Genomic DNA, 26454 nt, shown 5'->3' with positions numbered 1-26454 from the left:
ACAGTTGCGGTGGCGCGCTGCTAGAGGAAAGAGACCCGATCCGCATCAGGAGCCGCCATGTCCTCGACCATCGCCGAACTCGAAAAGAAGCGCGCCGCGGCACGGCTGGGCGGTGGCGAGAAACGCATCGCCGCACAGCACGCCAAGGGCAAGCTGACCGCGCGCGAGCGGCTGGACGTGCTGCTCGATGAAGGGTCGTTCGAGGAACTCGACATGTTCGTCGAGCATAATTGCGTCGATTTCGGGATGCAGGACACGATCATCCCCGGCGACGGCGTGGTGACCGGGACCGGCACGATCAACGGCCGGCTGGTCTGCGTGTTCAGCCAGGACTTCACCGTGTTCGGCGGATCGCTGTCGGAACGGCACGCGCAGAAGATCTGCAAGATCATGGACCTGGCGCTGAAGATCGGCGCGCCGGTGATCGGCCTCAACGATTCCGGCGGCGCGCGCATCCAGGAGGGTGTGGCGTCGCTCGGCGGCTATGCAGAAGTGTTCCAGCGTAACGTGCTCGCGTCGGGTGTGGTGCCGCAGATCAGCCTCATCATGGGGCCATGCGCGGGCGGCGCGGTCTATTCGCCGGCGATGACCGACTTCATCTTCATGGTGAAGGATAGCTCGTACATGTTCGTCACCGGCCCCGACGTGGTGAAGACGGTCACGAACGAAGTGGTGACGCAGGAGGCTTTGGGCGGCGCGGTCACGCACACCACCAAGACATCGGTCGCCGACAATGCGTTCGACGACGACATCGAGGCGTTGCTTGCGGCGCGCGACTTCGTCGATTTCCTGCCCGCCTCGAACCGCGAGGCCGTGCCTGAGCGCCCGACCGCCGACCCGTGGGACCGGATCGAGGACAGCCTCGATACGCTGATCCCGGCGAGCGCCAACCAACCCTACGACATGCACGAGCTGATCCGGAAGACGGTGGACGAGGGCGATTTCTTCGAGGTCCAGCCCAAGCACGCCGGCAACATCATCGTCGGGTTCGGCCGGATCGAGGGCCGGACCGTCGGCATCGTCGCCAACCAGCCGATGGTGCTGGCGGGCGTGCTGGACATCAATAGCTCGAAGAAGGCCGCGCGCTTCGTCCGCTTCTGCGACGCGTTCGAGATCCCGATCATCACCTTCGTCGATGTCCCCGGATTCCTGCCCGGCACGAGCCAGGAGCATAACGGGATCATCAAGCACGGTGCGAAACTGCTGTTCGCCTATGCGGAGGCGACCGTGCCCAAGATCACCGTCATCACGCGCAAGGCCTATGGCGGTGCCTATGACGTCATGGCGTCGAAGCATTTGCGTGGCGACCTCAACTACGCCTGGCCGACCGCCGAGATCGCGGTGATGGGTGCGAAGGGCGCGGTCGAGATCATCTTCCGCGGGCGTACGCCGGAGGAAATCGCCGAGCGCACCGCCGAATATGAAGCGCGCTTCGCCAACCCGTTCGTCGCCGCGTCGAAGGGGTTCATCGACGAGGTTATCCAGCCGCACTCGACCAGGCGGCGGGTCGCGCTGGGGCTTCGGAAACTGCGCAACAAGCAGCTCGAGAATCCCTGGAAGAAGCATGACAACATCCCGCTGTGAGGGATCGCCCATCGGATTTGCGCCGCCGCACTAACCCGCTAGAACGCCCGTTCCCCAGTCGGAAAGGCCAGTCATGATCTCCATTCTCTCGCTGTTTCTCCAGGCAACCACGCCGGCTCCCGCCACGCCGCCGCCCGCGCCGTGGACAGTGACTTTGCGGCCCAAGACCGACCCGACCATGACCTCGACCGTCGCGGGCACGCCGTCAGACGATGGCAACGGGCGATTGGTGGTGCGGTGCGATTCGGGTGCGCAGCAAGTCGTGTCGGTGCAGTTCTTCAGCAAGTCGCCGCTCGGCGGCCCGCCGGATCGCCCGGTCACGCTGACGATCGACGGCGGCACGCCGATGGGCGCGAATTGGGAGTTCGTCGAGAAGGGCGCGTATATCCGTGAGGACATGGCGGTGACGACGATCACCACCGCGCTCGCGAAGGGCAAGGTGATCAAGCTCGCGACGACGACCGCGACCGGCGACCCGGTCACTGCGAGCTTCGCCGGCCCGCCCTCGGCCGAGCCGGTGACGAAGGTGCTTGCGGCCTGCGGCTACACGCTCGGCACGCCGCCGGTGCGGATCGAACCAAAGAAGAAATGAAGCTCGGCCGCCTCAATCACGTCGGGGTAGCGACACCGTCGATCGCCGACTCGATCGTGTTCTATCGCGACGTGATGGGGGCGACGGCGATCGGTGAGCCGTTCGACCTGCCGGCGCAGGGCGTGAAAGTGTGCTTCGTCGATACGCCCAACACGCAGGTCGAGCTGATCGAGCCTTATGACGCCAGCTCGCCGATCGCCGCGTTCATCGCGAAGAACCCGGCGGGCGGGCAACATCATGTCTGCTACGAAGTGCCCGACATTCACGAAGCCAAAGCGTGGTTCGAGGCGAAGGGCGCGAAGGTGCTCGGCGAACCGCGGATCGGCGCGCACGGCACGCTGATCTTTTTCGTCCACCCGAAGGACATGGGCGGCGTGCTGACCGAGTTCATGGAGACGCCGAAGGGCGATCATTGAGAGGATAAGATGGCCTACGAGCACATCCTGACCGAACGGCGCGGCGACGTGCTGGTGGTCACGCTCAACCGCCCCGATCGGCTCAACGCCGCGCCGCCCGCGATGTTCGTGGAGATCGCGCAGGCGCTGGCCAACCTGGACGGCGCGCGCGCGGTGCTGATCGCAGGGGCGGGGCGGGCATTCTGCTCGGGCGCCGATGTCGGCGGCGGGGCGCTGACGGCCGCGACGCAGGGACTCGATCCGGGGCAGGTGACCTACGAGGCGCTGACCGGAAGCTATAACCCGACGCTGACCGCGATCGCCGATTTGAGCGTGCCGGTGGTCACCGCGGTGCGCGGGCCAGCGGCGGGGATCGGGTGCAGCCTGGCGCTCGCCGCCGATTTCTGCGTCGCGAGCGAGACCGCCTATTTCCTCCAGGCGTTCGTCAATATCGGGCTGGTCCCCGACGGCGGCGCGAGCTGGATGCTGACGCGGCTGATCGGCCGTCCGCGCGCGACCGAGATGATGATGCTCGGCGAGCGGGTACCGGCGGCGAAGGCGCTCGACTGGGGGATGATCCACAAGGTCGTCGGCGACGACGCGCTCGATGCCGAAGCCTTCGCCCTGGCCGAGCGGCTCGCGGCGGGGCCGACCGTGGCGCTGGGCCTGATGCGCCGCCAGCTCCACGCGAGCCTTGCCGATGACTATGAGGGTGCGATGCTGCGCGAGGCCGAAAACCAGCGCGCCGCGCGCGGGACGGCGGATTCGATGGAGGGCGGCATGGCCTTCCTCCAGAAACGCAAGGCCGAGTTCAAGGGCGCCTGAATGACCGAAAAACCGACGATCGACGACTGGCGGACGCTTGCCGCGAAAGAGGTGAAGGGCGCCGACCTGACGTGGCACACGCCGGAAGGGATCGAGGTCAAGCCGCTCTATACGGCCGAGGATGTGACGACCGATCCGGGCCTGCCGGGCTTCGCGCCGTTCACCCGCGGGGTGCGCGCGTCGATGTATGCGGGCCGTCCGTGGACGATCCGGCAATATGCCGGCTTCTCGACCGCCGAGGAATCGAACGCCTTCTACCGCCGCAACCTGGCGGCGGGGCAGAAGGGCCTGTCAGTGGCGTTCGATCTCGCGACGCACCGCGGCTATGACAGCGACCATCCACGCGTCACCGGCGATGTCGGCAAGGCCGGGGTCGCGATCGACACGATCGACGACATGAAGATCCTGTTCGACGGCATCCCGCTCGATCAGATGAGCGTGTCGATGACGATGAACGGCGCGGTGATCCCTATCCTCGCCTTCTTCATCGTCGCGGGCGAGGAACAGGGCGTGCCGCGCGCGCAGCTCGACGGAACCATCCAGAACGACATCCTCAAGGAGTTCATGGTCCGCAACACCTACATCTACCCGCCCGAACCGAGCATGCGGATCATCTCGGACATTTTCGGTTACACGTCGCGCGAGATGCCGAAGTTCAATAGCATCTCGATCAGCGGCTATCACATGCAGGAAGCGGGGGCGACGCAGCTTCAGGAACTCGCCTTCACCATCGCCGACGGCATGGAATATGTGAAATACGGCGTCGCGAGCGGGCTCGACATCGACAAATTCGCCGGGCGGCTGAGCTTCTTCTTCGCGATCGGCATGAACTTCTTCATGGAAGTCGCGAAGCTGCGCGCGGCGCGCGTCCTGTGGCATCGCGTGATGACGCAACTCGGCGCGAAGGATGAGCGCAGCAAGATGTTGCGCACGCACTGCCAGACGTCAGGCGTCTCGCTGACCGAGCAGGACCCGTACAACAACGTCATGCGCACGACGATAGAGGCGATGGCGGCGATGCTGGGCGGGACGCAAAGCCTCCACACCAATGCGCTCGACGAAGCGATCGCGCTGCCGACCGATTTCTCCGCCCGGATCGCGCGCAATACCCAGATCGTCATCCAGGAAGAGACCGGGATGACCAAGGTCGTCGATCCGCTCGGCGGCAGTTATTATGTCGAGGCGCTCACGCAGCAACTCGTCGACGGCGCGTGGGAGATCATCGAGCGCGTCGAGCGCGAGGGCGGCATGGCCAAGGCGGTCGCCGCGGGCTGGCCCAAGGCGATGATCGAGGAAGCCAGCGCAGCACGCGCCGCTCGCGTCGATCGCGGCGAGGACGTGATCGTCGGCGTCAACAAATACCGCAAGGCCGACGAGGACCCGATCGACATTCTCGACGTCGATAACGTCGCGGTGCGCGAGGCGCAGATCGCGCGGATCAAAAAGGTCAAGGCGGGCCGCGACGAGGCGGCGTGCCAGGCGGCGCTCACGGCGCTCAAGGACGGCGCGGCGGGTAGCGCGAACCTGCTCGAACTCGCGGTCGAGTGCGCCCGCGCCCGCGCGACGCTCGGCGAAATCTCGTCGGCGATGGAGGCCGGGTTCGGCCGCTACGCCACGGTGCCGACGCCGGTAAAGGGGATTTACGGCGGTGCCTATGCCGAGGACGCGCGGTGGGATAACCTGCTCGCGGGCGTCGCCGCGACCGAACGCCGGCTTGGCCGCAAGCCGCGCATGCTCGTCGCCAAGATGGGACAGGACGGCCACGACCGCGGGGCCAATCTGGTCAGCAGCATGTTCGGCGATCTCGGCTTCGAGGTCGTCCCCGGCCCGCTGTTCCAGACCCCGCAGGAAGCGGCCGTCCTCGCGCTCGAAAGCGATGTGGACGTGGTCGGCGCCTCCAGCCTCGCCGCCGGGCACAAGACGCTGATCCCCGAACTGATCGGCCACCTCCGCGACGCCGGCCGCGCCGACATCAAGGTCATCGCCGGCGGCGTGATCCCCGCTCAGGACTATGACTTCCTCCGCGATGCCGGGGTCCAGGCGATCTTCGGCCCCGGCACGAACCTCATCAAGGCAGCCGAAGACGTGCTCCGCCTGCTCGGCCACAACATGCCGCCCGAAAGCGAGGCGGCAGAGTGATCGGCTTAATCCTGTCGCTGGCTCTTGCTGGTCAAACGGTGAGCGCGCCGGAAGAGTCGCGCGTGAAAGGATCGTCAGCCGAACGCACGATCGCCGAATTCCTGGATGTCTGCGTGCGGCCCCGGTTCGATGTCCCGTCCATGCAGAAAGCGGTGGCGCGGTCGGACTTCGCCTATCAGCCGCAATCGTCGAGCACGCCGTCGGCAACCTCGTTCCGCTGGCGCGCGACCCGCGCGGTTCTGGCGCTCGAAGTCGGCCCAGGTGTCGAGCAGATCACGGCGCAATGCGCGTTGTCGGTCGGCAGTATCCAACCGCGCAGCGGCAGCCAAATTGCCGCAATGATGAAGCCGGCGCTCGAAGCCGAGCTCGGATATCCGGTAGCGGTCAAGGTCTTGAACGACCAGGCTGAAATCGGTTGGGCCGAGAAGGGCGCACCGTTCCGTTATCGCATTACGCTCGTCGGCTCCGCCACTCAGCCGCATCAGGCACAATGGTACGCGCTGGATCGGCTGCCGAACGTCGGAAGGACGACGAAGTGAGCCAGATGCTGCCCGATCGACACTGGACACGCGACGAGATCGCGGCGCTGTTCGACCTGCCCTTCACCGAGCTCGTGTTCCGCGCCGCTGAGGTTCACCGCACGCATCACGCGGCGAACGAGGTGCAGCTCTCCACTTTGCTGTCGATCAAGACCGGCGGGTGTCCCGAAGACTGTGGCTATTGCTCGCAATCCGCCAGCGCCGAGACCGGCCTGAAAGCCACCAAGCTCATGGACGTCCGCGCCGTCTTGCAAGCAGCGGCGCAGGCGCGCGACAATGGCTCGACCCGCTTCTGCATGGGGGCGGCGTGGCGCAACCCCAAGGACAAAGACATTCCTGCGCTCGCCGAAATGGTGCGCGGCGTGCGCCAGATGGGGATGGAAACCTGCATGACGCTCGGCATGCTGACGCCGGGCCAGGCGGACGCGCTCGCCGCGGCGGGGCTCGACTACTACAATCACAACATCGATACGTCGCCGGAGAATTACGCCAACGTCATCTCGACGCGGTCGTTCGAGGAGCGGATCGAGACGCTGGAGAATGTCCGCGACGCCGGGATCAACGTGTGCTGCGGCGGGATCGTCGGGATGGGCGAAACGCGCGACGACCGGGTCGGGTTCATCCACGCGCTGGCCAGCCTGCCGGTGCATCCCGAAAGCGTTCCGATCAATGCTTTGGTGCCGGTCAAGGGCACGGTTCTGGGCAACATGCTCGCCGACACGCCGCTGGCGAAGATCGACGATATCGAGTTCGTGCGCACGGTCGCGGTCGCGCGGATCACGATGCCGGACAGCATGGTGCGCCTGAGCGCGGGCCGCGAGAGCATGAGCGACGCGGCGCAGACTTTGTGTTTCCTGGCGGGTGCGAACTCGATCTTCACCGGGGAAAAGCTACTGACCGCCGGCAATGCCGGCGAGGGCAAGGACGCCGCGCTGTTCGCGAAGCTCGGGCTGACGCCGATGGCGGCGGAACAGCGGCTGGTGGAGGCGGCGGAGTAGGTCATGGCAGTCCTGATTAAAGTTCCACCACAAGAAACCGCCGAAGTTCCGCTTCTGATCGAAGCCCCCAAATCAAAAGCTGGGATTGCTGCCGTTGGCGACCAAGCCTTTGTCTGGTTCTCCGAAAAGCAGGGCGGGCGCGGCTTGGTTGGCAGAGGACAGATAGAATCAGTCGTCCAGCAAGGGTCTATCGTGCGTTTCCAGCTCGGTGAGTTGACGCTTGCGAGCCGATGGCTGGGAAATGCCGAACTGGGGCCGTTACGCAACGCCGCGTCTGTCGCTCCGGACAGTTCGCTTTCGAAGAAAATCTACAGGTTTGCTCATAACCGAGCCGTCGCGTTGTCGGTCGAAGAAGCCGCTTGGCCCGATGAGTTCATAGGATAGCTAATGTTCAAGAAAATCCTGGTCGCCAATCGCGGCGAGATTGCGTGTCGCGTGATGCGCACTGCCAAGAAGATGGGGATCGCAACGGTCGCGGTCTATTCGGATGCCGACGCGCGCAGCCCGCACGTGCTGATGGCGGACGAAGCGGTCCGGCTCGGCCCGCCGCCGGCCGCGGAGAGCTATCTGCTCGCCGACCTGATCCTCGACGCGGCGAAGATCACCGGGGCGGACTGCATCCACCCCGGCTACGGTTTCCTGTCGGAGCGCGAGAGCTTCGCGCGCGCCTGCGCCGAGGCGGGGATCGCGTTCGTCGGGCCTCCACCCAACGCCATCGCCGCGATGGGCGACAAGATCGAATCGAAGAAGCTGGCCAAGGCCGCGGGCGTCAACGTCGTCCCCGGCTTCCTGGGCGAGATCGCCGACACCGACGAGGCGGTGAAGATCGCCGGCGACATCGGCTATCCGGTGATGATGAAGGCGTCGGCCGGCGGCGGCGGCAAGGGGATGCGGCTGGCCTATAGCGAGCAGGACGTCCGCGAAGGGTTCGAGGCGACCAAGCGCGAGGGGCTCGCCAGCTTCGGCGACGACCGCGTCTTCATCGAGAAGTTCATCGAAAGCCCGCGCCACATCGAAATCCAGGTGATGGGCGACCAGCACGGCAACATCCTCTATCTCGGCGAGCGCGAATGCAGCGTCCAGCGCCGCCACCAGAAGGTGGTCGAGGAAGCGCCGTCGCCGTTCGTCACGCCCGAGATGCGCAAGGCGATGGGCGAGCAGGCGGTCGCGCTGGCCCGCGCGGTCGGTTATTATTCCGCGGGGACGGTCGAGCTGATCGTGTCGGGCGCCGACACCACCGGCCAGGGCTTCTACTTCCTCGAAATGAACACCCGGCTGCAGGTAGAGCATCCGGTGACCGAGGCGATCACGGGGCTCGACCTGGTCGAGCTGATGATTCGCGTCGCGTACGGAGAGAAACTGCCGCTGACGCAGGACGACGTGAAGCTCAACGGCTGGGCGATCGAGAACCGCGTCTATGCCGAGGATCCGTATCGCGGGTTCCTGCCGTCTATCGGCCGGCTGGTGCGCTACGACCCGCCCGCGAGCGAGGACACGCCCTATGGCGAAACCGCGACCGACGCTTACGTCCGCGTCGACGATGGCGTGGCGGAGGGCGGCGAGGTGTCGATGTTCTACGACCCGATGATCGCCAAGCTGATCACCTGGGCGCCGACCCGCGAGGAAGCGATCGACGAGCAGATCGCCGCGCTCGACGCGTTCGAAATCGAGGGACCGGGCAACAATATCGACTTCCTGTCGGCGCTGATGCAGCACCCGCGCTTCCGCGACGGCGCGCTGACGACGGGGTTCATTGCCGAGGAATATCCTGACGGGTTCCACGGCGCGCCGGCGTCGGCGGAATTACTCAGATCGCTGGCGGCGATCGCGGCGTTTGCGGCGACGGCGGAGGCCGACCGCGCGCGGCGGATCGACGGCCAACTCGGCAAGCGGCTGCGCCCGCCCTCGGGTTGGACGGTGCGGATCGACGGGGTGGATCACGATATTGCGATCTCGACCGACGGCGTGACCGTCGACGGCGCGCCGCACGAGGTCGCGCTCGAATACACGCCGGGCGATCGCGTGGTGCACGCAGAACTGGCCGACAGCGACCTGACCGTCCGCATTGCGCGCACGCGCACCGGCTTCAAGCTGACCGCCCGTGGCGCGAGCCACATCGCCCGCGTTCTGCCGACCGGCGTCGCGGCGTTCGCGCATCACTTGATCGAGAAGATCCCGCCCGATCTGTCCAAATTCCTGATCGCGCCGATGCCCGGGCTGCTGGTGCGGCTCGACGTCGGGGTGGGTGACGAAGTCCAGCCCGGCCAACCGCTCGCGGTGGTCGAGGCGATGAAGATGGAGAATATCCTGCGCGCGGAGAAAGCCGCGACGGTCAAGTCGGTCGAGGCCAAGGCCGGCGACAGCCTGGCGGTCGACCAAGTGATCCTGGAGTTGGAATAACTTTCTTCGACATTGCGAGGAGCCGAAGGCGACGCGGCAATCCATCAAGGTTGCAATGGATTGCTTCGCTTCGCTCGCAAAGGCGGCGTAAGCGGAGTGGTCGCAGCCTCGTCACAATGCACGACTAGCGCTCGGTCGTTGTCGGGGAGAGCCTTCATGAAATTGCCTAAGCTCGTCGCTGCCCTCGTCTTGATCGCGCTGGCGTCGGGGGCATCGGCGGGGCAGGATAGGCGGATGCCCTCGCTTTCCCCGCCCATCGTCATCGGCCATCGCGGCGCATCGGGCGAGCGTCCCGAACACACGCTCGCCAGCTACGAATTCGCGATCGACGAAGGCGCGGACTTCATCGAGCCCGATCTGGTGCTGACCAGGGACAATGTCTTCGTCGCGCGGCACGAGAACGACATCAGCGGGACGACCGACGTCGCCGACCATCCCGAGTTTGCCGCGCGCAAGACGACCAAGACGATCGACGGTGTCGCGCATACGGGCTGGTTCACGGAGGACTTCACGCTCGCCGAGCTGAAGACGCTGCGCGCGAAGGAGCGCTTGCCGCAGCTTCGCCCAGGCAATGCGAAATATGACGGCCTCTATACGATCCCGACGCTCGCGGAGGTGATCGCGCTGGCGAAAAAACGGTCGAAGGAGCTGGGCCGCACGATCGGCATCTATCCCGAGACGAAGCACCCGAGCTACTTCGCCTCGATCGGCCTGCCGATGGAGAAGCACCTCGTCGCCGAGCTGAAGGCGGCGGGTTGGGATTCGGCCGACGCGCCGGTGTTCATCCAGAGCTTCGAGGTCGACAACCTCAAGCTGCTGCACACGCTCACGAAGATTCGCCTGATTCAGCTGATGGACAGCGCCGGCGGCCCCGCCGACAATGCGACGCCGAGCTATGCAGCGATGATCACGCCCGAGGGACTTAAGGCGGTCGCCGCCTATGCCTGGGGGATCGGGCCGAACAAGGACATGGTCGACAAGGGCGAGGGAACGCCGACCACCCTCGTCGCCGATGCGCACGCCGCGGCGTTGCGAGTCCATGTCTGGACCTTCCGCGCGGAGAATTTCTTCCTCCCCGCCAGCCTCAAGCGCGGCGACGATCCAAAGGCGCATGGCGATGTCGAAACGGCGATCCGACGCCAGCTTGCGGCGGGCATAGATGGATTTTTCACCGATTTTCCGCTAATTGGCGCGACTGCGCGGGAGGCTTTCCGCGCCCGGAAATAGATCGGACCTGTATGCGTAAGTTCGCCCTTGTCGCGCTGTTGCCGCTTTTGACCGGCGGGTGCCTCTCGACCGTCGGCTCGGTCGTCACCGCGCCCGTCAAGGTCGCCGGCAAGGCGGTCGACTGGACCACGACCAGCCAGTCCGAGGCCGACCGCAATTATGGGAAGAAGATGCGCAAGGCCGAGGAACGCGAAGGCCGCGAGCGCCGTGCCTGGGAAAAGTCCTGCCGGAAGGACCCGGATAATTGCGGGCCGTATGACGGCTATCGTGCCGACGAGGCGCGGCGAAACCGCTAGTTCCCGCCCAGCACCTCGGCAATCGCGCGCAGTGTGGCGGGGTGCATCTGGACGCCCATATGGCTACTGACGATTTCGATCGATCGGGCATGGTCGTCATGACAGATGGCGCCGTTGACCAGCCCATCGCTCGCGCTCCAGATCGCGGCGGTTGGAACGGGCAGCGGGGCGGCGATCTCCGCGCGTCGCGCCATCACGTCGGGACTGTCGATCTTCTCGCCGGACAGCCATTCGAACGCGCGCCAGACATTGGTCGCGCGCGGATCGCCGGCGAAGGGTGAACTGACGGTGATGACTTCGCGCACCAGCGCCGGCTCGCGATGCGCCGCGAACCGCGCGATGATCCCGCCCAGGCTGACGCCGATCAACGTCACCGGCTCGCCCGCATCGTCGTGATATTGCCGCAACCGCGCGAGCAGTTTTTCGCCCTCGCCGCCGATTGCCCGCGCGCCCGTGTTGCGCCCCAGCTTCCACCCCTCGACGCGATAGCCGAGCGCGGTGAGGTAGCGCTTCATCACCATGGTCGACCAGTCCGAATTGACCAGGCCGGGGAGCAGCATGATCGGGCGTCCGTCGCCCGGCGGCGCCTTCATTAGGTCGGGCCATGCGCCGGGGATGCTCGCGATCGTGCCGAGCATGCGGGGGAATTCGGCGGCCCATTGCGCTTTCGACGGCGGGCCGAGGATCGGGTCATGCGCGGTCATGCGCGCATTCTCGCTCCGTCGCGTCCAAATGAAAAGGGCGCCGCTCTCTCGAGCAGCGCCCTTCGTCGTAACCCTGCAGGCCGGTCAGGCGTAGCGGATCGTCGCCTTGCGGCGGCTGCGCAGCATGCCCCCGACCGCGCCGAACCCGACCAGCATCATCGCCCAGGTCGCCGGTTCCGGCACGGGCACGACAGCGTCGGAGCCACCGCTGAAACCGGTCAAGCCGGCATTGCTGCTGCCTGCGCCCAGATCGAACGACACACCGGCCGGCGTTGCCGCGCCGGCATCGGTGGTAAGCGGTGCGATTGCATTGTCGAGCACGGTCGAACCCGTATTGCTGCCCGCGTAGATCACCACGGCGTCGCGCCAGTTGCCGCCGGTGGAGAATCCGGTGACTGTCGCGGTTTCGCCGGGCACCATGCCATAAGCGACCTGCGCGCTCGCCGGTGCTGCCGCGAGCAGGGCGGTGAACGTCGCCGCGGCCAGAAGGTGCTTCATCAAATATCCCCCATTCGAAACGTTGCGATCCGGGGTCGCCCGGTCTCGCATTCCCCATCCATTAACCTTCTGTTAACCTAATCCCTGTCCGCGCGCGAGCAAATCAAAAGACGTCCCGATCGTCCCATGGTGGGACGATTTCGAGATTTCGAAGCGTCAGAACCAGCCCATCACCGTGACGGGAAACGGCGTCCACGCGCCGACCCGCACGCCGGCATGGCGCAGCGCGCGGCCGGTCCATTCGTTGCAGGTCACGATGGCGCTATAGGTGCCGCGCGCATCGTAGAACGCGTCGTCGGGCCCGTATCCGCTCGCTACCTTGCCCCCGGGGCCGATCGTATCCCGAACGAATGCCGCGAGGCGCCGATATTGCTCCGGTGTCAGCACGATCTCCCGCACGCCAAGGCCTACCGACGGCGCGGGAACATGCTCGACGTGCAGCACGGTGCGGCTGCTGCCGACCGCTGCCCGCATCACCGTAACGAGGCTGAGGTCTCGCCAGGTCGGCGTCTCGACATAGAAAGCGCGGTCGCCCCAGCCGACCGCGATATGGTCGAAACCCGCGTAGCGTGGGTCGGCCAGATCGCTCGCCGGAAAGACCCCGCGCCATTCCACCCCCGCCGCCGACACCGGCATGACGATCCCGGTATGGATGCCGTTATCCTCGACGAAGATGCGCACGCCCCCGGTCGGCTGGACCCATGACGCGTTGGCCGGAATGCTGCCGCCGATCATCCCCGCGGTGGCGTAGATGCCGACCAGCAGAAGCAAGGCGATACCGGCGCGGCGGGCCGATCGTGCCATCCATCGGAAGATTTCGTTCATCGCAACGGCCGTGATAGATGGTTTCAATGGCAACCGAAACGCATGTCCTCGATTCCCCGCCGCCCGGCGCCTCGGCCGACTGGACGATCCCGCAGGACTGGTCGCACTACACGCCCGAAGAACATGCCACCTGGGACAAGCTGTTTGCGCGACAGGCGAAATTGCTCCCCGGCCGCGCGTCGGAAGCGTATCTGCGCGGGCTCGACGTGCTCAAGCTGTCCAAGCCCGGCATCCCCGACTTCGCGGAACTGTCCGACCGCTTGATGGCGCTGACCGGATGGCAGGTCGTCGCCGTCCCGGGTCTCGTCCCCGACGACGTGTTCTTCGATCACATGGCCAATCGCCGCTTCGTCGCGGGCAATTTCATCCGCCGTCCCGACCAGCTCGACTACCTCCAGGAACCCGACGTGTTCCACGACGTGTTCGGCCACGTCCCGATGCTCGCCGACCCGGTGTTCGCCAATTACCTGGAGGCGTACGGCAAAGGCGGGCTGCGCGCGATGGAGCACGACGCGCTCAAATATCTCGGCCGGCTCTATTGGTACACGGTCGAATTCGGCCTGATCGCGGAGCCGGAGGGGTTGCGCATCTACGGATCGGGCATCGTGTCGAGCTACGCGGAAAGCCAGTTCGCGCTCGACGACCCCAGCCCCAACCGGATCGGCTTCGACATGGCGCGGGTGATGCGCACCGAATACCGGATCGACGATTTCCAGCAGAATTACTTCGTCATCCCAAGCTTCGACGAACTCCTCCGCGCGACTGTCGAGACCGATTTCGCCCCGCTCTACGCAGCGTTGAAGGCGCAGCCCGACATCCCCGTCGCGGCAATCGTGCCGGGCGATGACGTGATGACGCTTGGAACGCAGGATTACGCGCGCTCGAAAGCCTAGATGTCCAGCGCCCAGCCGTCGCGGCCCTTGGGATCGATCGGCCTGGTCGGGACGTAGCGCTCCGCGCCCGCGGTCAGCGTCAGGATCGTCCAGTCGCCACGCACGTCGGCGACGGTCAGCGCACAGCCGCACGCGGTATAAGCCTCGACCACCTGCGCGCGCTGCGTCTCGAGCAGCCCCGCGAGCAGGATCGTCGCGTGCGGTGCCGCGATCGCGGCGAGTTCGGGCGCCATCGACACGAGTGGCCCCGCGAGGACGTTGGCGATGACGAGGTCATAGGGCGCCTTGGCGGTAATCGTATCGTCGAGCGCGCCGTCGGCGACGATCAGGTCGATCGCGGCCACGTCGTTCGCCGCCGCATTCTCCCGCGTCACGTCGATCGCGGCTGGATCGATGTCGGTCGCGGTGATGGTCGCCCGAGGCCAGAGGTGCCGCGCGGCGAAAGCGAGCAGTCCGGTGCCCGTGCCGATATCGATGACATTCTCGAAGCCGTGGTCTGCCATCGCATCGAGCGCCTTGAGGCAACCCGACGTCGTTGCATGGTGTCCGGTCCCGAACGCGCGGCCCGCGTCGATCAGGAACGCGCGGCCGCCGGGCGGGACGGCGACCGGATGTGCGCTGGTATGGACGACGAAGCGCCCCTCGGCGATCGGCTCGAGCCCTTCCTGGCTCATCGTCACCCAATCCTCGGGCGACAATGCCTCGATGACGGGTTCGACCGCCGCCGCGCTCGGCACCAGCGTGCGCAGCGCCGCGATCATCGCCGCGTCCGGCTCCATCTCGGTATAGGCGTCGAGCCGCCAACGCTCGCGGTCGTCCTCGACTTCCTCGGTCGTCATCAGCACCGCGTCGATCGCTATGTCGCCGGCATCGATCGCCTCCGCCTCGGCCCGGGTGCAGGGGAAACTGGTCTTCCAGCTGTCGATCTTGTCGTCAGCGGACATAGCTCGCCCCGTTCACGTCGATCACTGCTCCGGTCATCGAGGGCGGCGCATTCAGCGCGAGATAGGTAACCGCGTTGGCCACTTCCTCAGGATCGGCAACGCGGCCGAGCGGGATGTCGGCGAGCAATTTGTCGCCACCGCGGCTTGCCAGATAATCTTCCGCCATCCCGGTCATCGTGAAGCCGGGGCAAACCGCGAACGCCAGAATGCCGCCGCCCGCATAGCCGCGCGCGATGCTCTTGGTCATCGCGACCATGCCCGCCTTCGACGCGGCATAGTGCCAATGCGCCGGGCTGTCGCCACGATAGGCGGCGCGGCTGGCGACGTTGACGATCCGCCCCCCGACCCCGCGCTCCTGCCAGTGCCGGATCGCCAAGCGGCACAGTTCGGCGCTGGCGGTCAGGTTGATTCGCATTGTCCGCTCCCAGCCGGCGACCCACGCGGCGTCGTCCAGGTCGATCGGATTGGCCTCGAACACGCCGGCATTGTTGATCAGCACGTCGATGGTGCCGAGCTTTTTGAGCGCCGCGTCCCAGAGCGAATGTGGCCCGGCGGGATCGGCGAAATCGGCGGGAATGCCGCTCGCGGTGCCATGGCCGACGAAGCTGATGTCGGGCGTCGCGTTCAGGTCCGCCGCGATCGCCGCGCCGATCCCGCGGCTGCTGCCGGTCAGGAGGATATTGGTCATGCGCGCTGCAATAGCGCGCCGAAGGTCAGGCCGCCACGCCCGCCGAGAAATCGTCGGCGGCGCCCTTCAGCCCGCCGAGCCGGTCGTCGACGTCGCTGACATTGTCGGCGAGCGCGCCCATTTCGCGCGCCACGTTTTCGGTGTCCTCGCGGATCGTGGCGATGATGTGCGCCATCGAATCGGCGGCGAGCGCAGTTTCATCGACCGCGGCGGTGATCGAACTGACGGTCTGCGCTTGCGCTTCCATCGCGAAACGGATGCGGTTGGCGGACTCCTCGACCTCGGCGACGGTGGCCTTGATCGACGCGTTGGTGTCGACGGTTGAACGCGTCGCGGACTGGATCGCGGCTATCTTGGCAGCGATGTCGTCGGTGGCGCGTGCGGTTTGGTTGGCAAGCGATTTCACTTCCTGCGCGACCACCGCGAAACCGCGACCCGCATCGCCTGCGCGAGCCGCTTCGATCGTCGCGTTGAGCGCGAGGAGGTTGGTCTGGCCGGCAATGTCGCGGATCAGGCCAAGGATCGATTCGATCGACTTGGCGTGATCGCTCAGCGCTTCCGACATGCCGACCGCCTGACCCGCTTGCGAGCTGGCACGGTTGGCGATTTCGGCGGCGGCCTCGACTTCGGTGCGGGCATCCTCGATCGCGCGGATCAGCCCCGCCGCGGTCTGCGCCGCCTCGCGCATCGCCACCGCAGACTGCTCGGCCGCCGCCGCGACTTCCGAGGTCTTGCCGATCATGCCCTTGGCGGAGTCGGACGTGCGGCCGGCCTGCGCTCGAATCTGCGTGCCCAGTTCGGCGGCGGATGCGATCGACCCGGCGATCGATTCGCGGAATTTCTCGGACCTCGCCAATCGCGCCTTTCGCGACCGATGCTCGACCAGTTGCGAAATATAGCTGGTGAGGACATGCGCCTCGACCGCCGATACGCGCTGCATCACGTCGACATATCGCGCCAGTCGTTCGGTATCGCCGGAGCAGGCGGTCGCGACCACGTTCACCGTCGCCTGGTAGGAGGCGGTGAGGGAAGCGAGTTGCGCCGCCAGCGGCATGCCCGCGCGTTCCGAATCGCGAGCATGGGCGCAGGCCATTTCCATCCAGTCGCGGCCCAGCGGCTTTTCGAACTTGGCGCGCATATAGACGACGCTGGCTTCGACCGCCTTTTCCAGCCGGTCGGCGGTGTAATAGCCGCGGACTGGCGCCGCCGCCGGGTGCGCGAGATAATGGTCCCAGAATATTTCGCAGATGCGGCGATAGTGCGGCGCGACGATCGGTGCGATCTCGGCGGTCAGCGGGCCGATCTGGCCGTCCCAATCGAACGCCGGCAAGTCACGCCGGAGCGATGCTTCGAGTTCCTGGGGCCATGTGACTGGCCGTTGCTCGCTCATGCCCCTCTCCGGGATGTGGATCTTATGCCGCTACCTTGACCACGAAATCGCTGGCGCTGGCCTTGAGCTGGCCGAGTTGCCCGTCGAGCGAATCGAATCCCTTGCCCACGCCGTCGATTTCCGTCGCCACCGCTTCAGTATCCTCGCGAATGGTTGCGATTGTGTTCGACATCGAATCGGCGGCGAGCGCGGTTTCATCGACCGCGGCGGTGATCGCGGTGACGGTCTGCGCTTGCGCCTCCATCGCGAAACGAATGCGGTTGGCGGACTCCTGCACTTCGGCGACGGTCGATTTGATCGATGCGTTGGTGTCGACGGTTGAACGCGTGGCGGACTGGATCGCGGCGATCTTGGCAGCGATGTCGTCGGTCGCGCGTGCGGTCTGGTTGGCGAGGGACTTCACTTCCTGCGCGACGACCGCGAAGCCACGGCCCGCATCGCCCGCGCGGGCTGCCTCGATCGTCGCGTTGAGCGCGAGCAGGTTCGTCTGCCCCGCAATGTCGCGGATCAGACCCAGGATCGATTCGATCGACTTGGCGTGATCGGACAGGGCCTCGGACATGCCGACCGCCTGACCCGCTTGCGAGCTGGCACGGTTGGCGATTTCAGCGGCGGCCTCGACTTCGGTGCGGGCGTCCTCGATCGCGCGGATGAGGCCAGCGGCGGTCTGCGCCGCCTCGCGCATCGCGACTGCCGATTGCTCGGCTGCCGCCGCGACTTCCGAGGTCTTGCCGATCATGCCGCGCGCGGACGTGGACGTGCGGATCGACTGGTCGCGCAGCGAATGGCTTTCCAGGCTGGACCGCTCGACGACGGCGGCGATGCCGTCGCGGAATTCGGCGGCGAGCGCCTCGCGATAAGTCTGCGCGGCGTGTTCGACATAGCTGTTGTAGAGCGCGACGGTGATGTCTCCTTCCATTGCGGAAAGGCGCAGCAGCGTGTCGATCATCATCGGCAACTTCGCGTCCTCGCGATCGACGCGGCGCATCAGGCTGTCGAGAGCGGCGCGGTCGCTCGCATTGATCATCGAGAGCAGGGCTTCGGGCTCGACCTTGCCGGCATAGGCCGCGGCGACCGAGCGGGCGATCGATTCGACCCAGCCGCGCTCGCTTGTATTGAGGAAACGCAGACGCAGGAAATCGACGCCCAGGTCGATCATCTTCTGGGTCTCGTGCGGCGCCCAGACGCGATCGTCGGCGAAGCACCGCAGCCATTGCTGCCAATAGGCTTCGGAAATCTCCCGAATATCGGGTTCGATTACCGTCCAGACATCCCGGCTGGCGCTGGCCAGCGAGCCGTCGAAATCGAAGATGCGCAGCCGCTCGGACAGGCGGACCTTGGCGGCCATCGTCTCGGCAGGGGGCAGGTCGTTGACGTTCAAGGCGAATTGCTCCGATTTCCAGCGTGCCCGCCGACGCGACGGTTTACGGGCAAGAGCTACAGCGGCCGTGGTTAAAGAGAGGTTAGGATTTCGGGGGATGGCTTGCATCGCGAAGCATCAGGGGTAAGAGGGCGCACGCATCCTTGCAGGGGTATTTTCCTTGGCCACTGTTCCGCCCAAACCTGACCGTCCCATTTCGCCGCATCTCGGCCATTATCGCATGGGTCCCGCCATGACGGCGTCGATCGTCCACCGCATCACCGGCGACGGGCTGGCGATCGTCGGTGGATTGCTGTTCACCTGGTGGCTGGCGTCGCTCGCGGCGGGGAAGGAAAGCTACGACTATTTCCTGTCCTGGTTCACCGGGCCGGGCTGGAATGTGCTCGGCTACGTCGTCGGGGTCGGGCTGACCTATTCGCTGTTCCAGCACATGATGAGCGGCATTCGTCACCTCGTGCTCGACACTGGCGCGGGCTATGAGCTCGAGGCCAACAAGACCGGCGCAATCCTGACCTTCGTCGGGGCCGCGATCCTCACCATCCTGTTCTGGGGGATCCTCCTCAAGGACGTCATTCTCGCCGCTATCGCAGGGACCAAATAATGGGCGACGGTACCGAACTCGGCCGCGTCCGCGGCCTAGGCAGCGCCAAGGAAGGCGCGCATCACTGGTGGCGCCAGCGCGTGACGGCGGGATCGAACCTGTTCTTCCTCGCCTGGTTCATGTTCACGCTGACCCGGCTACCGAATTTCGAATATAACGCGGTCCACGACTGGATTCGGTTGAGTTGGAATGCCGTGCCGCTGATCCTGCTGGTCATTTCGACCTGCTGGCACGCGCGGCTGGGGCTGCAGGTGCTGATCGAGGATTATCAGGATGATGAGGGTCGCGTCGCGTGGCTGCTGATCGCCGAATATTTCCTCGCCATCATCGCCGTCACCGCGATCTTCTCGATCCTCAAGGCGGCATTGTTCACGGTAGCAGCAGCGGGGCCGGCGGCAGGATGAGCGACGCGTACAAGATCATCGACCACACCTATGACGCGGTGGTCGTCGGCGCGGGCGGATCGGGCCTGCGCGCGGTGCAGGAATGCGCGCAAAGCGGCCTGAAGACGGCGTGCATCACCAAGGTGTTTCCGACCCGCAGCCATACCGTCGCGGCGCAGGGCGGCATCGCCGCCAGCCTGGGCAACATGGGTCCGGATCACTGGACCTGGCACATGTACGACACCGTCAAGGGGTCGGACTGGCTCGGCGACCAGGACGCGATCGAATATATGGTCCGCGAGGCGCCGGCGGCGGTCTATGAACTCGAACATGCCGGCGTGCCGTTCAGCCGCACCGACGCGGGCAAGATCTATCAGCGCCCGTTCGGCGGCATGATGCAGAACATGGGCGAGGGGCCACCCGCGCAGCGGACCTGCGCCGCCGCCGACCGCACCGGCCATGCGATGCTCCACGCGCTCTACCAGCAGAGCCTGCGCTTCGACGCCGATTTCTACATCGAATATTTCGCGCTCGACCTCATCATGGAAGGTGGCGAGTGCAAGGGCGTGATCGCGCTGTGCATGGAGGATGGCAGCATCCACCGCTTCCGCAGCCATGCGACCGTGCTGGCGACGGGCGGCTATGGCCGCTGCTATTTCTCGGCGACTTCGGCGCACACCTGTACCGGCGATGGCGGCGGGATGGTGCTACGCGCCGGATTGCCGCTGCAGGACATGGAATTCGTCCAGTTCCACCCGACGGGCATTTACGGCGCGGGCGTGCTGATCACCGAGGGCGCGCGCGGCGAGGGTGGCTATCTGACCAATTCCGAGGGCGAGCGCTTCATGGAACGCTATGCCCCCTCGGCGAAGGACCTGGCGTCGCGCGACGTCGTGTCGCGATCGATGGCGGCCGAAATCCGCGAAGGGCGCGGCGTCGGCCCGAACAAGGATCACATCTACCTCCACCTCGATCACATCGATCCGAAGGTGCTGCACGAGCGCCTGCCCGGCATCACCGAGACGGGGAAGATCTTCGCCGGCGTCGACCTGACGCGCCAGCCGCTGCCGGTCACGCCGACCGTCCACTACAATATGGGCGGCATCCCCACGAACTATCACGGCGAGGTCGTCCATCTGAAGGACGGCGATCCCGATGCCGTGGTGCCCGGCCTGTTTGCCGTGGGCGAGGCGGCGTGCGTCAGCGTCCACGGCGCCAACCGGCTCGGCTCCAACTCGCTGATCGATCTCGTCGTGTTCGGCCGCGCGACCGGCAAGCGAATCGCCGACATCCTCAAGCCCAATACCAAGCACGGCGCGCCCGTCTCCGCCGCGGACGACAAGGCGATCGAACGGCTCGACCATTTCCGCAATGCGAAGGGCGCCGCCCCGACCGCGCAAATTCGCCTCGACATGCAGCGCACGATGCAGAAGCATTGCGCGGTGTTCCGCGACACGGCGCTGCTCGACGAAGGCGTGACGCACATGGATGCGGTGTACAAGTCGCTGGGCGATGTCGGCATCACCGACCGGTCGCTGATCTGGAACACCGACCTGGTCGAGACGCTCGAACTCGATAACCTGCTCGGTCAGGCGATCGTCACGATCCGGGGCGCGGCCAATCGTAAGGAAAGCCGCGGCGCGCACATGCACGAGGATTATCCCGAGCGTGACGACAAGAATTTCATGAAGCACACCATCGCGACGTTCGACGGCTGGGGCGGCAAGGGCGGGAGCGTCAGCCTCGATTACCGCCCGGTCCACGACTACACGCTCACGGACGATGTGGAGTATATCAAGCCGAAGAAGCGGGTTTATTGAGCTTGGCCGAGGCGATTAGCGCACGCTAATCGCCGCCCGCGGCCAAGCCCGGCCGGCGCTGCCAAAAGCAGCGGCCGACGGCATGGGCTTTGCCCATGCCTAGTAAATCTCGTCGTGTCGCCGCTTGACACCGCCCCGCCGCGCGCGAAGGTCGTCCGATCGATTTCCGGCAGGGGCGAAGCATATGCGGTGGTGGGGTAAGGTCGCGCGAACGGCGAGCGTGCTGGCGGTGTCGCTCGCGGTCACGGCATCGGCGACCGGGCAATCGACCACGCCCTATAAGGCACCCGAGCATGTCGGCGGCTGGCCGGGCCTCGTCTCCGGCACCAACGAGGCCGAGGCGACGGCGTCGCTCGATCTCGGGCCGGAACTCGAACGCGACCGTTCGCCCAAATGGTTGCTCGACGAACAGCGCAAGCTCGACAAGGCGCTCGCGGCGCTCGGCCCGCAAAAGCCGGGCGTGGTCGACGCCTATGTCGTCGTCGTCGGGCTCGACAGCGACCCGATCTTCGGCCGCGAAGCGCGCGAGGCGGGCAAGGTGCTCAGCCGCCGCTACAATGCGGCCGGGCGCACGATCGTGCTCGCGGGGACAGACGGCAGCGGGCCGTCGGCGCTGCCCAACGGCTCCCCCCGCAACCTGGGGGTCGCCCTCGCGCGCGTCGCTGAGCTGATGGACAAGAAGCAGGACGTGCTCGTCCTCTACACCGCCGGGCATGGCGCGAAGGTGGGCCTGGCCTATCACGACGCCGACGACGGGTTCGGCATCATCCCGCCGGCGCGGATGGCGCGGATGTTCGATGAGCTCGGGATCGAGAACCGCCTGCTGATCCTGTCGGCGTGCTTCTCCGGAATCTTCGTGCCGACCTTGTCGAGCGACACCACGGCGCTGTTCACCGCCGCCTCGGCCGACCGCACGTCGTTCGGCTGCCAGTCCGACCGCGACTGGACCTTCTATGGCGACGCGATGATCAACAACGCGCTGCGGCAACCGGTGCCGCTCGCCAAGGCGGGCGAGAATGCGCTGGCGCTGATCGCCAAATGGGAAGCGATGAGCAGCGACATCATCCCCTCGCAGCCGCAGATTTCGATCGGCAGCAAGGTTTCGACCTGGCTCGCTCCGCTCGAGGCGAAGATGCCCAAGACTGCGACGCCGCTGGTCGGCCGCCCGGCGATCACGATCTTCGACGGCAAGTAAGCGGGTACAAAAAAGGGGGCCGCAGCCCCCCCTTTTCCGTATTCATTATCGACTAGCTTACGGGCTCTTCGACTTGTTGTCGTCGGCGATCAGCACGATCGCGACCACGATCCCGACTACCGCCGCTGCGGCCAGGAAGATGCCCGCCCCGTGGAGCTGGCTGGCGTTCTTGGTCGGCGCCGATGCGCGTACCGACTTGGCGACCGACAGGCTGGCGGCAGGGTTGGCCGGGGCGGCCAAAGCCGGCGCCGCGGCCATCGACAGGGCTGCTACCGCCCCCAGATACTTCGCGAACCTCATGATGGTCTCCCTTTATTGCAGTGCAACAATGGCACCGACCTGACCGGCACACAACCGCCGATAGGTCCGAAACGCGTCATCCGGTTATTTTGTTGCGATCAAATGACTAATTGGGTTCACCCGGTCGATTCGGCCCTCACTTCGTCGACCAGCTCCTTGCGGCTGAGCTTGCCGACCAGCGTTTTGGGCAGCGTCAGGCGGATCACCACCTGATCGACGCGCTCGTGATGGCCGAGCTGGGCGTTGAGCCATGTCCTGATCTCGTCGGGCGTCGCGGTCGCGCCGTCGGTCAGCGTTACATAGGCGCGGGGCTGTTCGCCGCGATAGGCGTCGGGCACGCCGATCACCAGCGCCTCCTTCACCGCGGGATGCTTGTACAGCACCGCCTCGATCTGGCTGGGGAAGACCTTGAAGCCCGACACGGCGATCATGTCCTTGAGCCGGTCGACCACGCGGATGAAACCGTCCGCGTCGATCTCCCCGACATCGCCGGTGCGCAGCCACCCCTCCACGAACACGTCGCGGTCGGCGTCGGGCCGGTTCCAGTAACCCTTCATGATCTGCGGTCCGCGAACGACGATCTCGCCGGGTTCGCCCTCGGGTGCCGGGCGCGACGGGTCTTCCTTGTCGACCAGCCGGACATGCGTCGCGGGAATCGGCTGGCCGATGCTGCCGACCTTGCCCATGCTCGCATAGGGATTGCACGAGACGACGCCGGACGTTTCCGACAGGCCATAGCCTTCGATCACCCGGCCACCCGTCGCCGCTTCGAACTTCGCCTTGACCTCGGCGGGCAGCGGCGCGCCGCCGGAGATGCAATATCGCAGACTCGACAGGTCGGTGGTCTTCAATTTGGGATGGTCGAGCAGCGCCTGATACATAGTCGGCACGCCCGGCAACGCGGTCGCCCTGGTCCGCTCGATCGCCGCGAGCACCTGCGCCCCGTCGAACCGCGGCAGCATCACGATCATGCCGCCGTTCGCGACCGTCCGGTTCATCACGCAGGTATTCGCGAAGACATGGAACAGTGGGAGCACGCCGATGATCCGGTCCTCGCCGCCCGGCTCCGGGTCCATGCCCTCGACTTGTCGGGCGTTGGCCGACAGGTTCTGGTGAGTCAGCATCGCCCCCTTGGGTGTGCCGGTGGTGCCGCCGGTATATTGGATCACCGCGACATGGTTCTCTGCGTCGATCGCCGGATGGTCACCGGCGCCGTCATTGGCGATCAGCTTGGAGAAGGCCATGATACGCGGATCGTGAGGGCGCTTGGCCACCTCCTTCCCGCGGAACAGCCGGTAGAATAGCGACTTGGTGGGTGGCAGCGCGCCCGCGACCGATCCGACGATCAGCCGCTCGATGCTCGACCTGTCCAGCACCTTGAGCGCGGTCGGCAGCAGCGCCGCCGCCGACAGCGTGAACAGCGCGCGCGTGCCCGAATCCTCGACTTGATGCGCCAGCTCGTCGACCGTGTAGAGTGGCGAGAAATTGACCACCGTCGCGCCGAGCTTGAGGATGCCGTAATAGGCCGCGAGGTAGTGCGGCACGTTGGGCAGGAACAGCCCAAGGCGGTCGCCCGGCCCGTAACCGAGCTTCGCCAGCCCCGCCGCGACTCGGTTCGCGCCGTCCAGCGTCTCCGCATAGGAATAATGCCGGCCGAGAAAATCGATCAACGGCCTGTCGCCGTGCCGCGCGGCCGATTCCTCGAACATCGTGGTCAGCGCCAGCGGCGGGAACTCCGTCGCCCAGGGCGTCGGGTGAAGATAGGCGGCGCTACGCCAGATGCTCTCCGGATCGGTCATTGACACCGATGTAAGCGCGCGAAGGTTAGGAAACTACCCGATTCGCCGTCCAGGTGAGCAGGAATTTGACCGCGACGACACCCAGGTCGATCGCCGCCTCGACCTTGCGCGGTGAGGGGTCGCCCACCTGATGCGTCAGGATTTCGACGTCTGCGGTCGGGTGACGCGCGACCGCGACGATGGCCAGCACCGCCGCCGCTATCAGAATGGTCCGCCGCTGCTTCCGCATGCGTTTACCATATGCGAGGTCGCGTCCGGCGACAAAGGGATTTTGTGGAGGATCGTTAGGCGGCGAGCGGGGCGAAGCGCGCGCGGTCGCGGCCGGCCTGTTTCGCCTCGAACAAAGCGCGGTCGGCGCGGCGATACATTTCCTTCCAGTCCGCCTCGGTGGCGAGAGGGCCGGTGCATGCGCCGATGCTGGCGGTGACCTGGACGTCGAACGGCATCCGCGCGGCGCGCAGGCGTTCCAGGATCGTGTCGGGCGCTACGGCACGCTCGGCCGGCGACAGGATCGCGAACTCCTCGCCACCCATCCGCGTGATCAGCGCGCCGGTCGGCGCCGCCTGGCGCAGGACGCGCGCGAACCGGCGCAGCACCTCGTCGCCGCCGTCATGCCCCAGCGTTTCGTTGACGCGCTTGAAATGATCGAGGTCGGTCAGGATCATCGACTGTTCGCCCGATCGTCCGATCGCCTTACGCATGAACGCGCGGCGATTGAGCAGACCGGTCAGCGGATCGGTATCGGCCAGCCGCGCGGCGATGATCTCGCGCTCGATCGCCTCGTCGCGTTCGATGCTGAGCAGGCGGATGCGATAGGCGATCGCCAGCGTCGACACGATCGCCTCGAACGCCATGGCCAAGATCGTCGAATTGTCGAGCCAGAAACTCCACCGCACCAGCGTCAGATTGGCGAGCAGGCGCAGCGCCGCGAACACGATCGGCGCCGCCCAGGCGATGGCGAACAGCCACAAATGGGGGCTGCGTTCGATGCGGGCGCGGATGATGATCGGCAGCACGGCCACGATCAGCACCGCGAAGCTGAGGGTGTAGAAGGTGTCGAGCAGCCGGATCTGCCACGGCGCTAGTAACGCGAACGCGACCATCGCGGTCAGCGACAGGGCGGTCAGGGCGTTAGCCGCGCGCGACACCCATCCCGACGTCACCGCGGACGGGAAGAACGCGCGCGCGAACATGAAGGCCGTCGCCGCGGCGCAGGCCAGGAAAATGTAGTTGAACCGCAGCCGGTCGTTGTTGAGCATCGCCGGGTTGGCCCAGGCCAGCCCGCCCGATGAGGTGAAGCCGTAGAGCAACAGCGACAGCACCATCGCGCAGTAGGCGAGCTGGAACCGATGGCGCAGCGCGCCCCACATGGCGAGGTTGTAGATCAACAGCGCGATGCAGAGCCCGGTGAACCCCGAATACAGCGCCGCCATTTCGATATTCGCCCGCGATGCCTGGGCCGGCGTGGCCAGCCGGGGCGCGACGATAATGCCGCGCAGATTGGCGCTGCCGTCGACTCGCCACAACAGTCGCGCCGGTGCGCCGAGCTTGGGGTCGAGCCGCCACTGGATCATTGCGCCGAGTTGAAGGTGGCGGCTGGTCGCGGCACCGTCATAGGTCCAGCCGCGCAGCGTGCCGTCGGGATAGAGTGCGTAGAGCGTGACGCGTTCCTGCCACAGGCTGGCGATGCGGACACGATCGCGGTCGGCGGCATCGGCGATATTGTCCAGCGGCTGGGAGAGTACCCAATAGTCGCCATTGTGGAATTTGGTCTGCGGCGTGGCGCAGTCGAACCGGCCTTTCGCCGCGAACATGCTGGCGGCCTTGTCGCCCGGGGCGACTCGCGCGACGCAGACCGACAGGGGAACGCCCGTCACCGCGCTCTGCGCGCGCGCCGGGGATGCGGCGAAACTCGTCACGAAAGCGGCGAACAGCGCACATACGAAAAACAGATGGCCGATACGCCCCATGGCCCCCGGCCTAGCGGCCAGGGACAAATTATTGGTAAATCACGCGCTTCCAACGGTGGAGGCGGCAT

The 26454-nt window shown here is 66.1% G+C and carries 27 protein-coding genes; 16 read left to right on the top strand and 11 right to left on the bottom strand.

The genetic code is table 11. From position 1 onward, the window contains the following. Positions 1 to 57 precede the first annotated feature (57 nt). The 11 genes from J0J06_RS09025 to J0J06_RS08975 all read left to right on the top strand — a co-directional run bounded on the left by J0J06_RS09025 (position 58) and on the right by J0J06_RS08975 (position 10995). Positions 58 to 1584 carry an acyl-CoA carboxylase subunit beta gene (locus J0J06_RS09025; protein WP_294041207.1) on the top strand — a complete coding sequence of 509 codons (1527 nt, stop codon included), beginning with the start codon at positions 58 to 60 and terminating at the stop codon, positions 1582 to 1584. A 73-nt stretch (positions 1585 to 1657) separates the two neighbouring features. Next, entirely contained in the window at positions 1658 to 2176 is a 519-nt protein-coding gene (locus J0J06_RS09020; RefSeq protein ID WP_294041205.1) for a hypothetical protein, read from the top strand. Beyond that, complete coding sequence (mce, locus tag J0J06_RS09015) at positions 2173 to 2592, top strand: methylmalonyl-CoA epimerase (protein ID WP_294041204.1); 420 nt, start codon at positions 2173 to 2175, stop codon at positions 2590 to 2592. Before J0J06_RS09020 ends, mce begins: the two co-directional genes overlap by 4 nt. A gap of 9 nt (positions 2593 to 2601) precedes the next feature. Then, positions 2602 to 3396, top strand: coding sequence for an enoyl-CoA hydratase-related protein (locus J0J06_RS09010; protein ID WP_294041202.1), 795 nt, complete (start codon positions 2602 to 2604; stop codon positions 3394 to 3396). Continuing rightward, the gene (gene scpA, locus J0J06_RS09005; RefSeq protein WP_294041200.1) at positions 3397 to 5535 is read left to right on the top strand and encodes a methylmalonyl-CoA mutase; all 2139 of its coding nucleotides are present in this window, start codon (positions 3397 to 3399) and stop codon (positions 5533 to 5535) included. Continuing rightward, positions 5532 to 6074, top strand: a complete 543-nt coding sequence (locus J0J06_RS09000) for a hypothetical protein (protein WP_294041198.1) — start codon at positions 5532 to 5534, stop codon at positions 6072 to 6074. The genes scpA and J0J06_RS09000 overlap by 4 nt, the downstream gene beginning before the upstream one ends. Positions 6075 to 6079: 5 nt before the next feature. Further along, positions 6080 to 7072, top strand: coding sequence for a biotin synthase BioB (gene bioB / locus J0J06_RS08995; protein ID WP_294042447.1), 993 nt, complete (start codon positions 6080 to 6082; stop codon positions 7070 to 7072). Positions 7073 to 7075: 3 nt separating this feature from the next. Next, positions 7076 to 7456, top strand: coding sequence for a hypothetical protein (locus tag J0J06_RS08990; RefSeq protein ID WP_294041197.1), 381 nt, complete (start codon positions 7076 to 7078; stop codon positions 7454 to 7456). A gap of 3 nt (positions 7457 to 7459) precedes the next feature. Continuing rightward, positions 7460 to 9472, top strand: coding sequence for an acetyl/propionyl/methylcrotonyl-CoA carboxylase subunit alpha (locus J0J06_RS08985; RefSeq protein WP_294041195.1), 2013 nt, complete (start codon positions 7460 to 7462; stop codon positions 9470 to 9472). Positions 9473 to 9706: 234 nt separating this feature from the next. After that, the gene (locus J0J06_RS08980; protein WP_294042445.1) at positions 9707 to 10699 is read left to right on the top strand and encodes a glycerophosphodiester phosphodiesterase; all 993 of its coding nucleotides are present in this window, start codon (positions 9707 to 9709) and stop codon (positions 10697 to 10699) included. An 11-nt stretch (positions 10700 to 10710) separates the two neighbouring features. After that, positions 10711 to 10995, top strand: a complete 285-nt coding sequence (locus J0J06_RS08975; RefSeq protein WP_294041193.1) for a hypothetical protein — start codon at positions 10711 to 10713, stop codon at positions 10993 to 10995. Here J0J06_RS08975 and J0J06_RS08970 read toward each other — a convergent pair. The 3 genes from J0J06_RS08970 to J0J06_RS08960 all read right to left on the bottom strand — a co-directional run bounded on the left by J0J06_RS08970 (position 10992) and on the right by J0J06_RS08960 (position 13022). Continuing rightward, the gene (locus J0J06_RS08970) at positions 10992 to 11699 is read right to left on the bottom strand and encodes an alpha/beta hydrolase (RefSeq protein WP_294041191.1); all 708 of its coding nucleotides are present in this window, start codon (positions 11697 to 11699) and stop codon (positions 10992 to 10994) included. The two genes, J0J06_RS08975 and J0J06_RS08970, sit on opposite strands and share 4 nt — an antisense overlap. An 84-nt stretch (positions 11700 to 11783) precedes the next feature. Then, positions 11784 to 12197, bottom strand: a complete 414-nt coding sequence (locus tag J0J06_RS08965; RefSeq protein ID WP_294041189.1) for a PEPxxWA-CTERM sorting domain-containing protein — start codon at positions 12195 to 12197, stop codon at positions 11784 to 11786. Positions 12198 to 12353: 156 nt separating this feature from the next. Continuing rightward, positions 12354 to 13022 (bottom strand): TIGR02117 family protein, encoded by a 669-nt coding sequence (locus tag J0J06_RS08960; protein ID WP_294041187.1) that lies wholly within the window; start codon positions 13020 to 13022, stop codon positions 12354 to 12356. A gap of 26 nt (positions 13023 to 13048) precedes the next feature. On the opposite strand from J0J06_RS08960, the gene phhA reads away from it, so the two are divergent. Further along, positions 13049 to 13915 carry a phenylalanine 4-monooxygenase gene (gene phhA / locus J0J06_RS08955; protein WP_294041186.1) on the top strand — a complete coding sequence of 289 codons (867 nt, stop codon included), beginning with the start codon at positions 13049 to 13051 and terminating at the stop codon, positions 13913 to 13915. Here phhA and J0J06_RS08950 read toward each other — a convergent pair. From J0J06_RS08950 to J0J06_RS08935, 4 genes are read right to left on the bottom strand one after another with little or no spacing between them, the layout of a single operon-like run. Further along, positions 13912 to 14859 carry a 50S ribosomal protein L11 methyltransferase gene (locus tag J0J06_RS08950; RefSeq protein WP_294041184.1) on the bottom strand — a complete coding sequence of 316 codons (948 nt, stop codon included), beginning with the start codon at positions 14857 to 14859 and terminating at the stop codon, positions 13912 to 13914. The two genes, phhA and J0J06_RS08950, sit on opposite strands and share 4 nt — an antisense overlap. After that, the gene (locus tag J0J06_RS08945) at positions 14849 to 15547 is read right to left on the bottom strand and encodes an SDR family oxidoreductase (protein WP_294041182.1); all 699 of its coding nucleotides are present in this window, start codon (positions 15545 to 15547) and stop codon (positions 14849 to 14851) included. Before J0J06_RS08945 ends, J0J06_RS08950 begins: the two co-directional genes overlap by 11 nt. 25 nt (positions 15548 to 15572) lie before the next feature. After that, a complete protein-coding gene (locus tag J0J06_RS08940; RefSeq protein ID WP_294041181.1) occupies positions 15573 to 16937 on the bottom strand; it encodes a methyl-accepting chemotaxis protein in 1365 nt (454 codons plus the stop codon). A gap of 22 nt (positions 16938 to 16959) precedes the next feature. Beyond that, a complete protein-coding gene (locus tag J0J06_RS08935) occupies positions 16960 to 18285 on the bottom strand; it encodes a methyl-accepting chemotaxis protein (protein WP_294042443.1) in 1326 nt (441 codons plus the stop codon). Between the two features lie 193 nt (positions 18286 to 18478). On the opposite strand from J0J06_RS08935, the gene sdhC reads away from it, so the two are divergent. From sdhC to J0J06_RS08915, 4 genes are all read left to right on the top strand, one after another. Continuing rightward, positions 18479 to 18919 (top strand): succinate dehydrogenase, cytochrome b556 subunit, encoded by a 441-nt coding sequence (gene sdhC / locus J0J06_RS08930; protein WP_294041179.1) that lies wholly within the window; start codon positions 18479 to 18481, stop codon positions 18917 to 18919. Further along, complete coding sequence (gene sdhD / locus J0J06_RS08925) at positions 18919 to 19323, top strand: succinate dehydrogenase, hydrophobic membrane anchor protein (RefSeq protein ID WP_294041178.1); 405 nt, start codon at positions 18919 to 18921, stop codon at positions 19321 to 19323. Before sdhC ends, sdhD begins: the two co-directional genes overlap by 1 nt. Beyond that, on the top strand, positions 19320 to 21122 hold the full coding sequence (gene sdhA, locus J0J06_RS08920; protein ID WP_294041176.1) for a succinate dehydrogenase flavoprotein subunit: 1803 nt from the start codon (positions 19320 to 19322) through the stop codon (positions 21120 to 21122). The genes sdhD and sdhA overlap by 4 nt, the downstream gene beginning before the upstream one ends. A gap of 184 nt (positions 21123 to 21306) precedes the next feature. After that, entirely contained in the window at positions 21307 to 22317 is a 1011-nt protein-coding gene (locus J0J06_RS08915; RefSeq protein WP_294041174.1) for a C13 family peptidase, read from the top strand. Between the two features lie 57 nt (positions 22318 to 22374). Here the strand turns inward: J0J06_RS08915 and J0J06_RS08910 are convergent, their stop codons facing one another. The 4 genes from J0J06_RS08910 to J0J06_RS08895 form a co-directional block, all read right to left on the bottom strand. Continuing rightward, positions 22375 to 22617, bottom strand: coding sequence for a hypothetical protein (locus J0J06_RS08910; protein WP_294041172.1), 243 nt, complete (start codon positions 22615 to 22617; stop codon positions 22375 to 22377). A gap of 116 nt (positions 22618 to 22733) precedes the next feature. Next, positions 22734 to 24416, bottom strand: a complete 1683-nt coding sequence (locus J0J06_RS08905; protein ID WP_294041170.1) for a long-chain fatty acid--CoA ligase — start codon at positions 24414 to 24416, stop codon at positions 22734 to 22736. A 25-nt stretch (positions 24417 to 24441) separates the two neighbouring features. Beyond that, on the bottom strand, positions 24442 to 24645 hold the full coding sequence (locus tag J0J06_RS08900; RefSeq protein WP_294041168.1) for a hypothetical protein: 204 nt from the start codon (positions 24643 to 24645) through the stop codon (positions 24442 to 24444). A gap of 55 nt (positions 24646 to 24700) precedes the next feature. Further along, the gene (locus J0J06_RS08895) at positions 24701 to 26386 is read right to left on the bottom strand and encodes a diguanylate cyclase (RefSeq protein ID WP_294041166.1); all 1686 of its coding nucleotides are present in this window, start codon (positions 26384 to 26386) and stop codon (positions 24701 to 24703) included. Positions 26387 to 26454 lie beyond the last annotated feature (68 nt).

Origin of the sequence: Sphingomonas sp., assembly GCF_017304615.1 — a bacterium.
In the GTDB taxonomy this organism is placed as follows: Bacteria; Pseudomonadota; Alphaproteobacteria; order Sphingomonadales; family Sphingomonadaceae; genus Sphingomonas.
The sequence above is the reverse complement of the archived record's forward strand: the minus strand, read 5'-3'. Positions and strand labels throughout refer to the sequence as shown.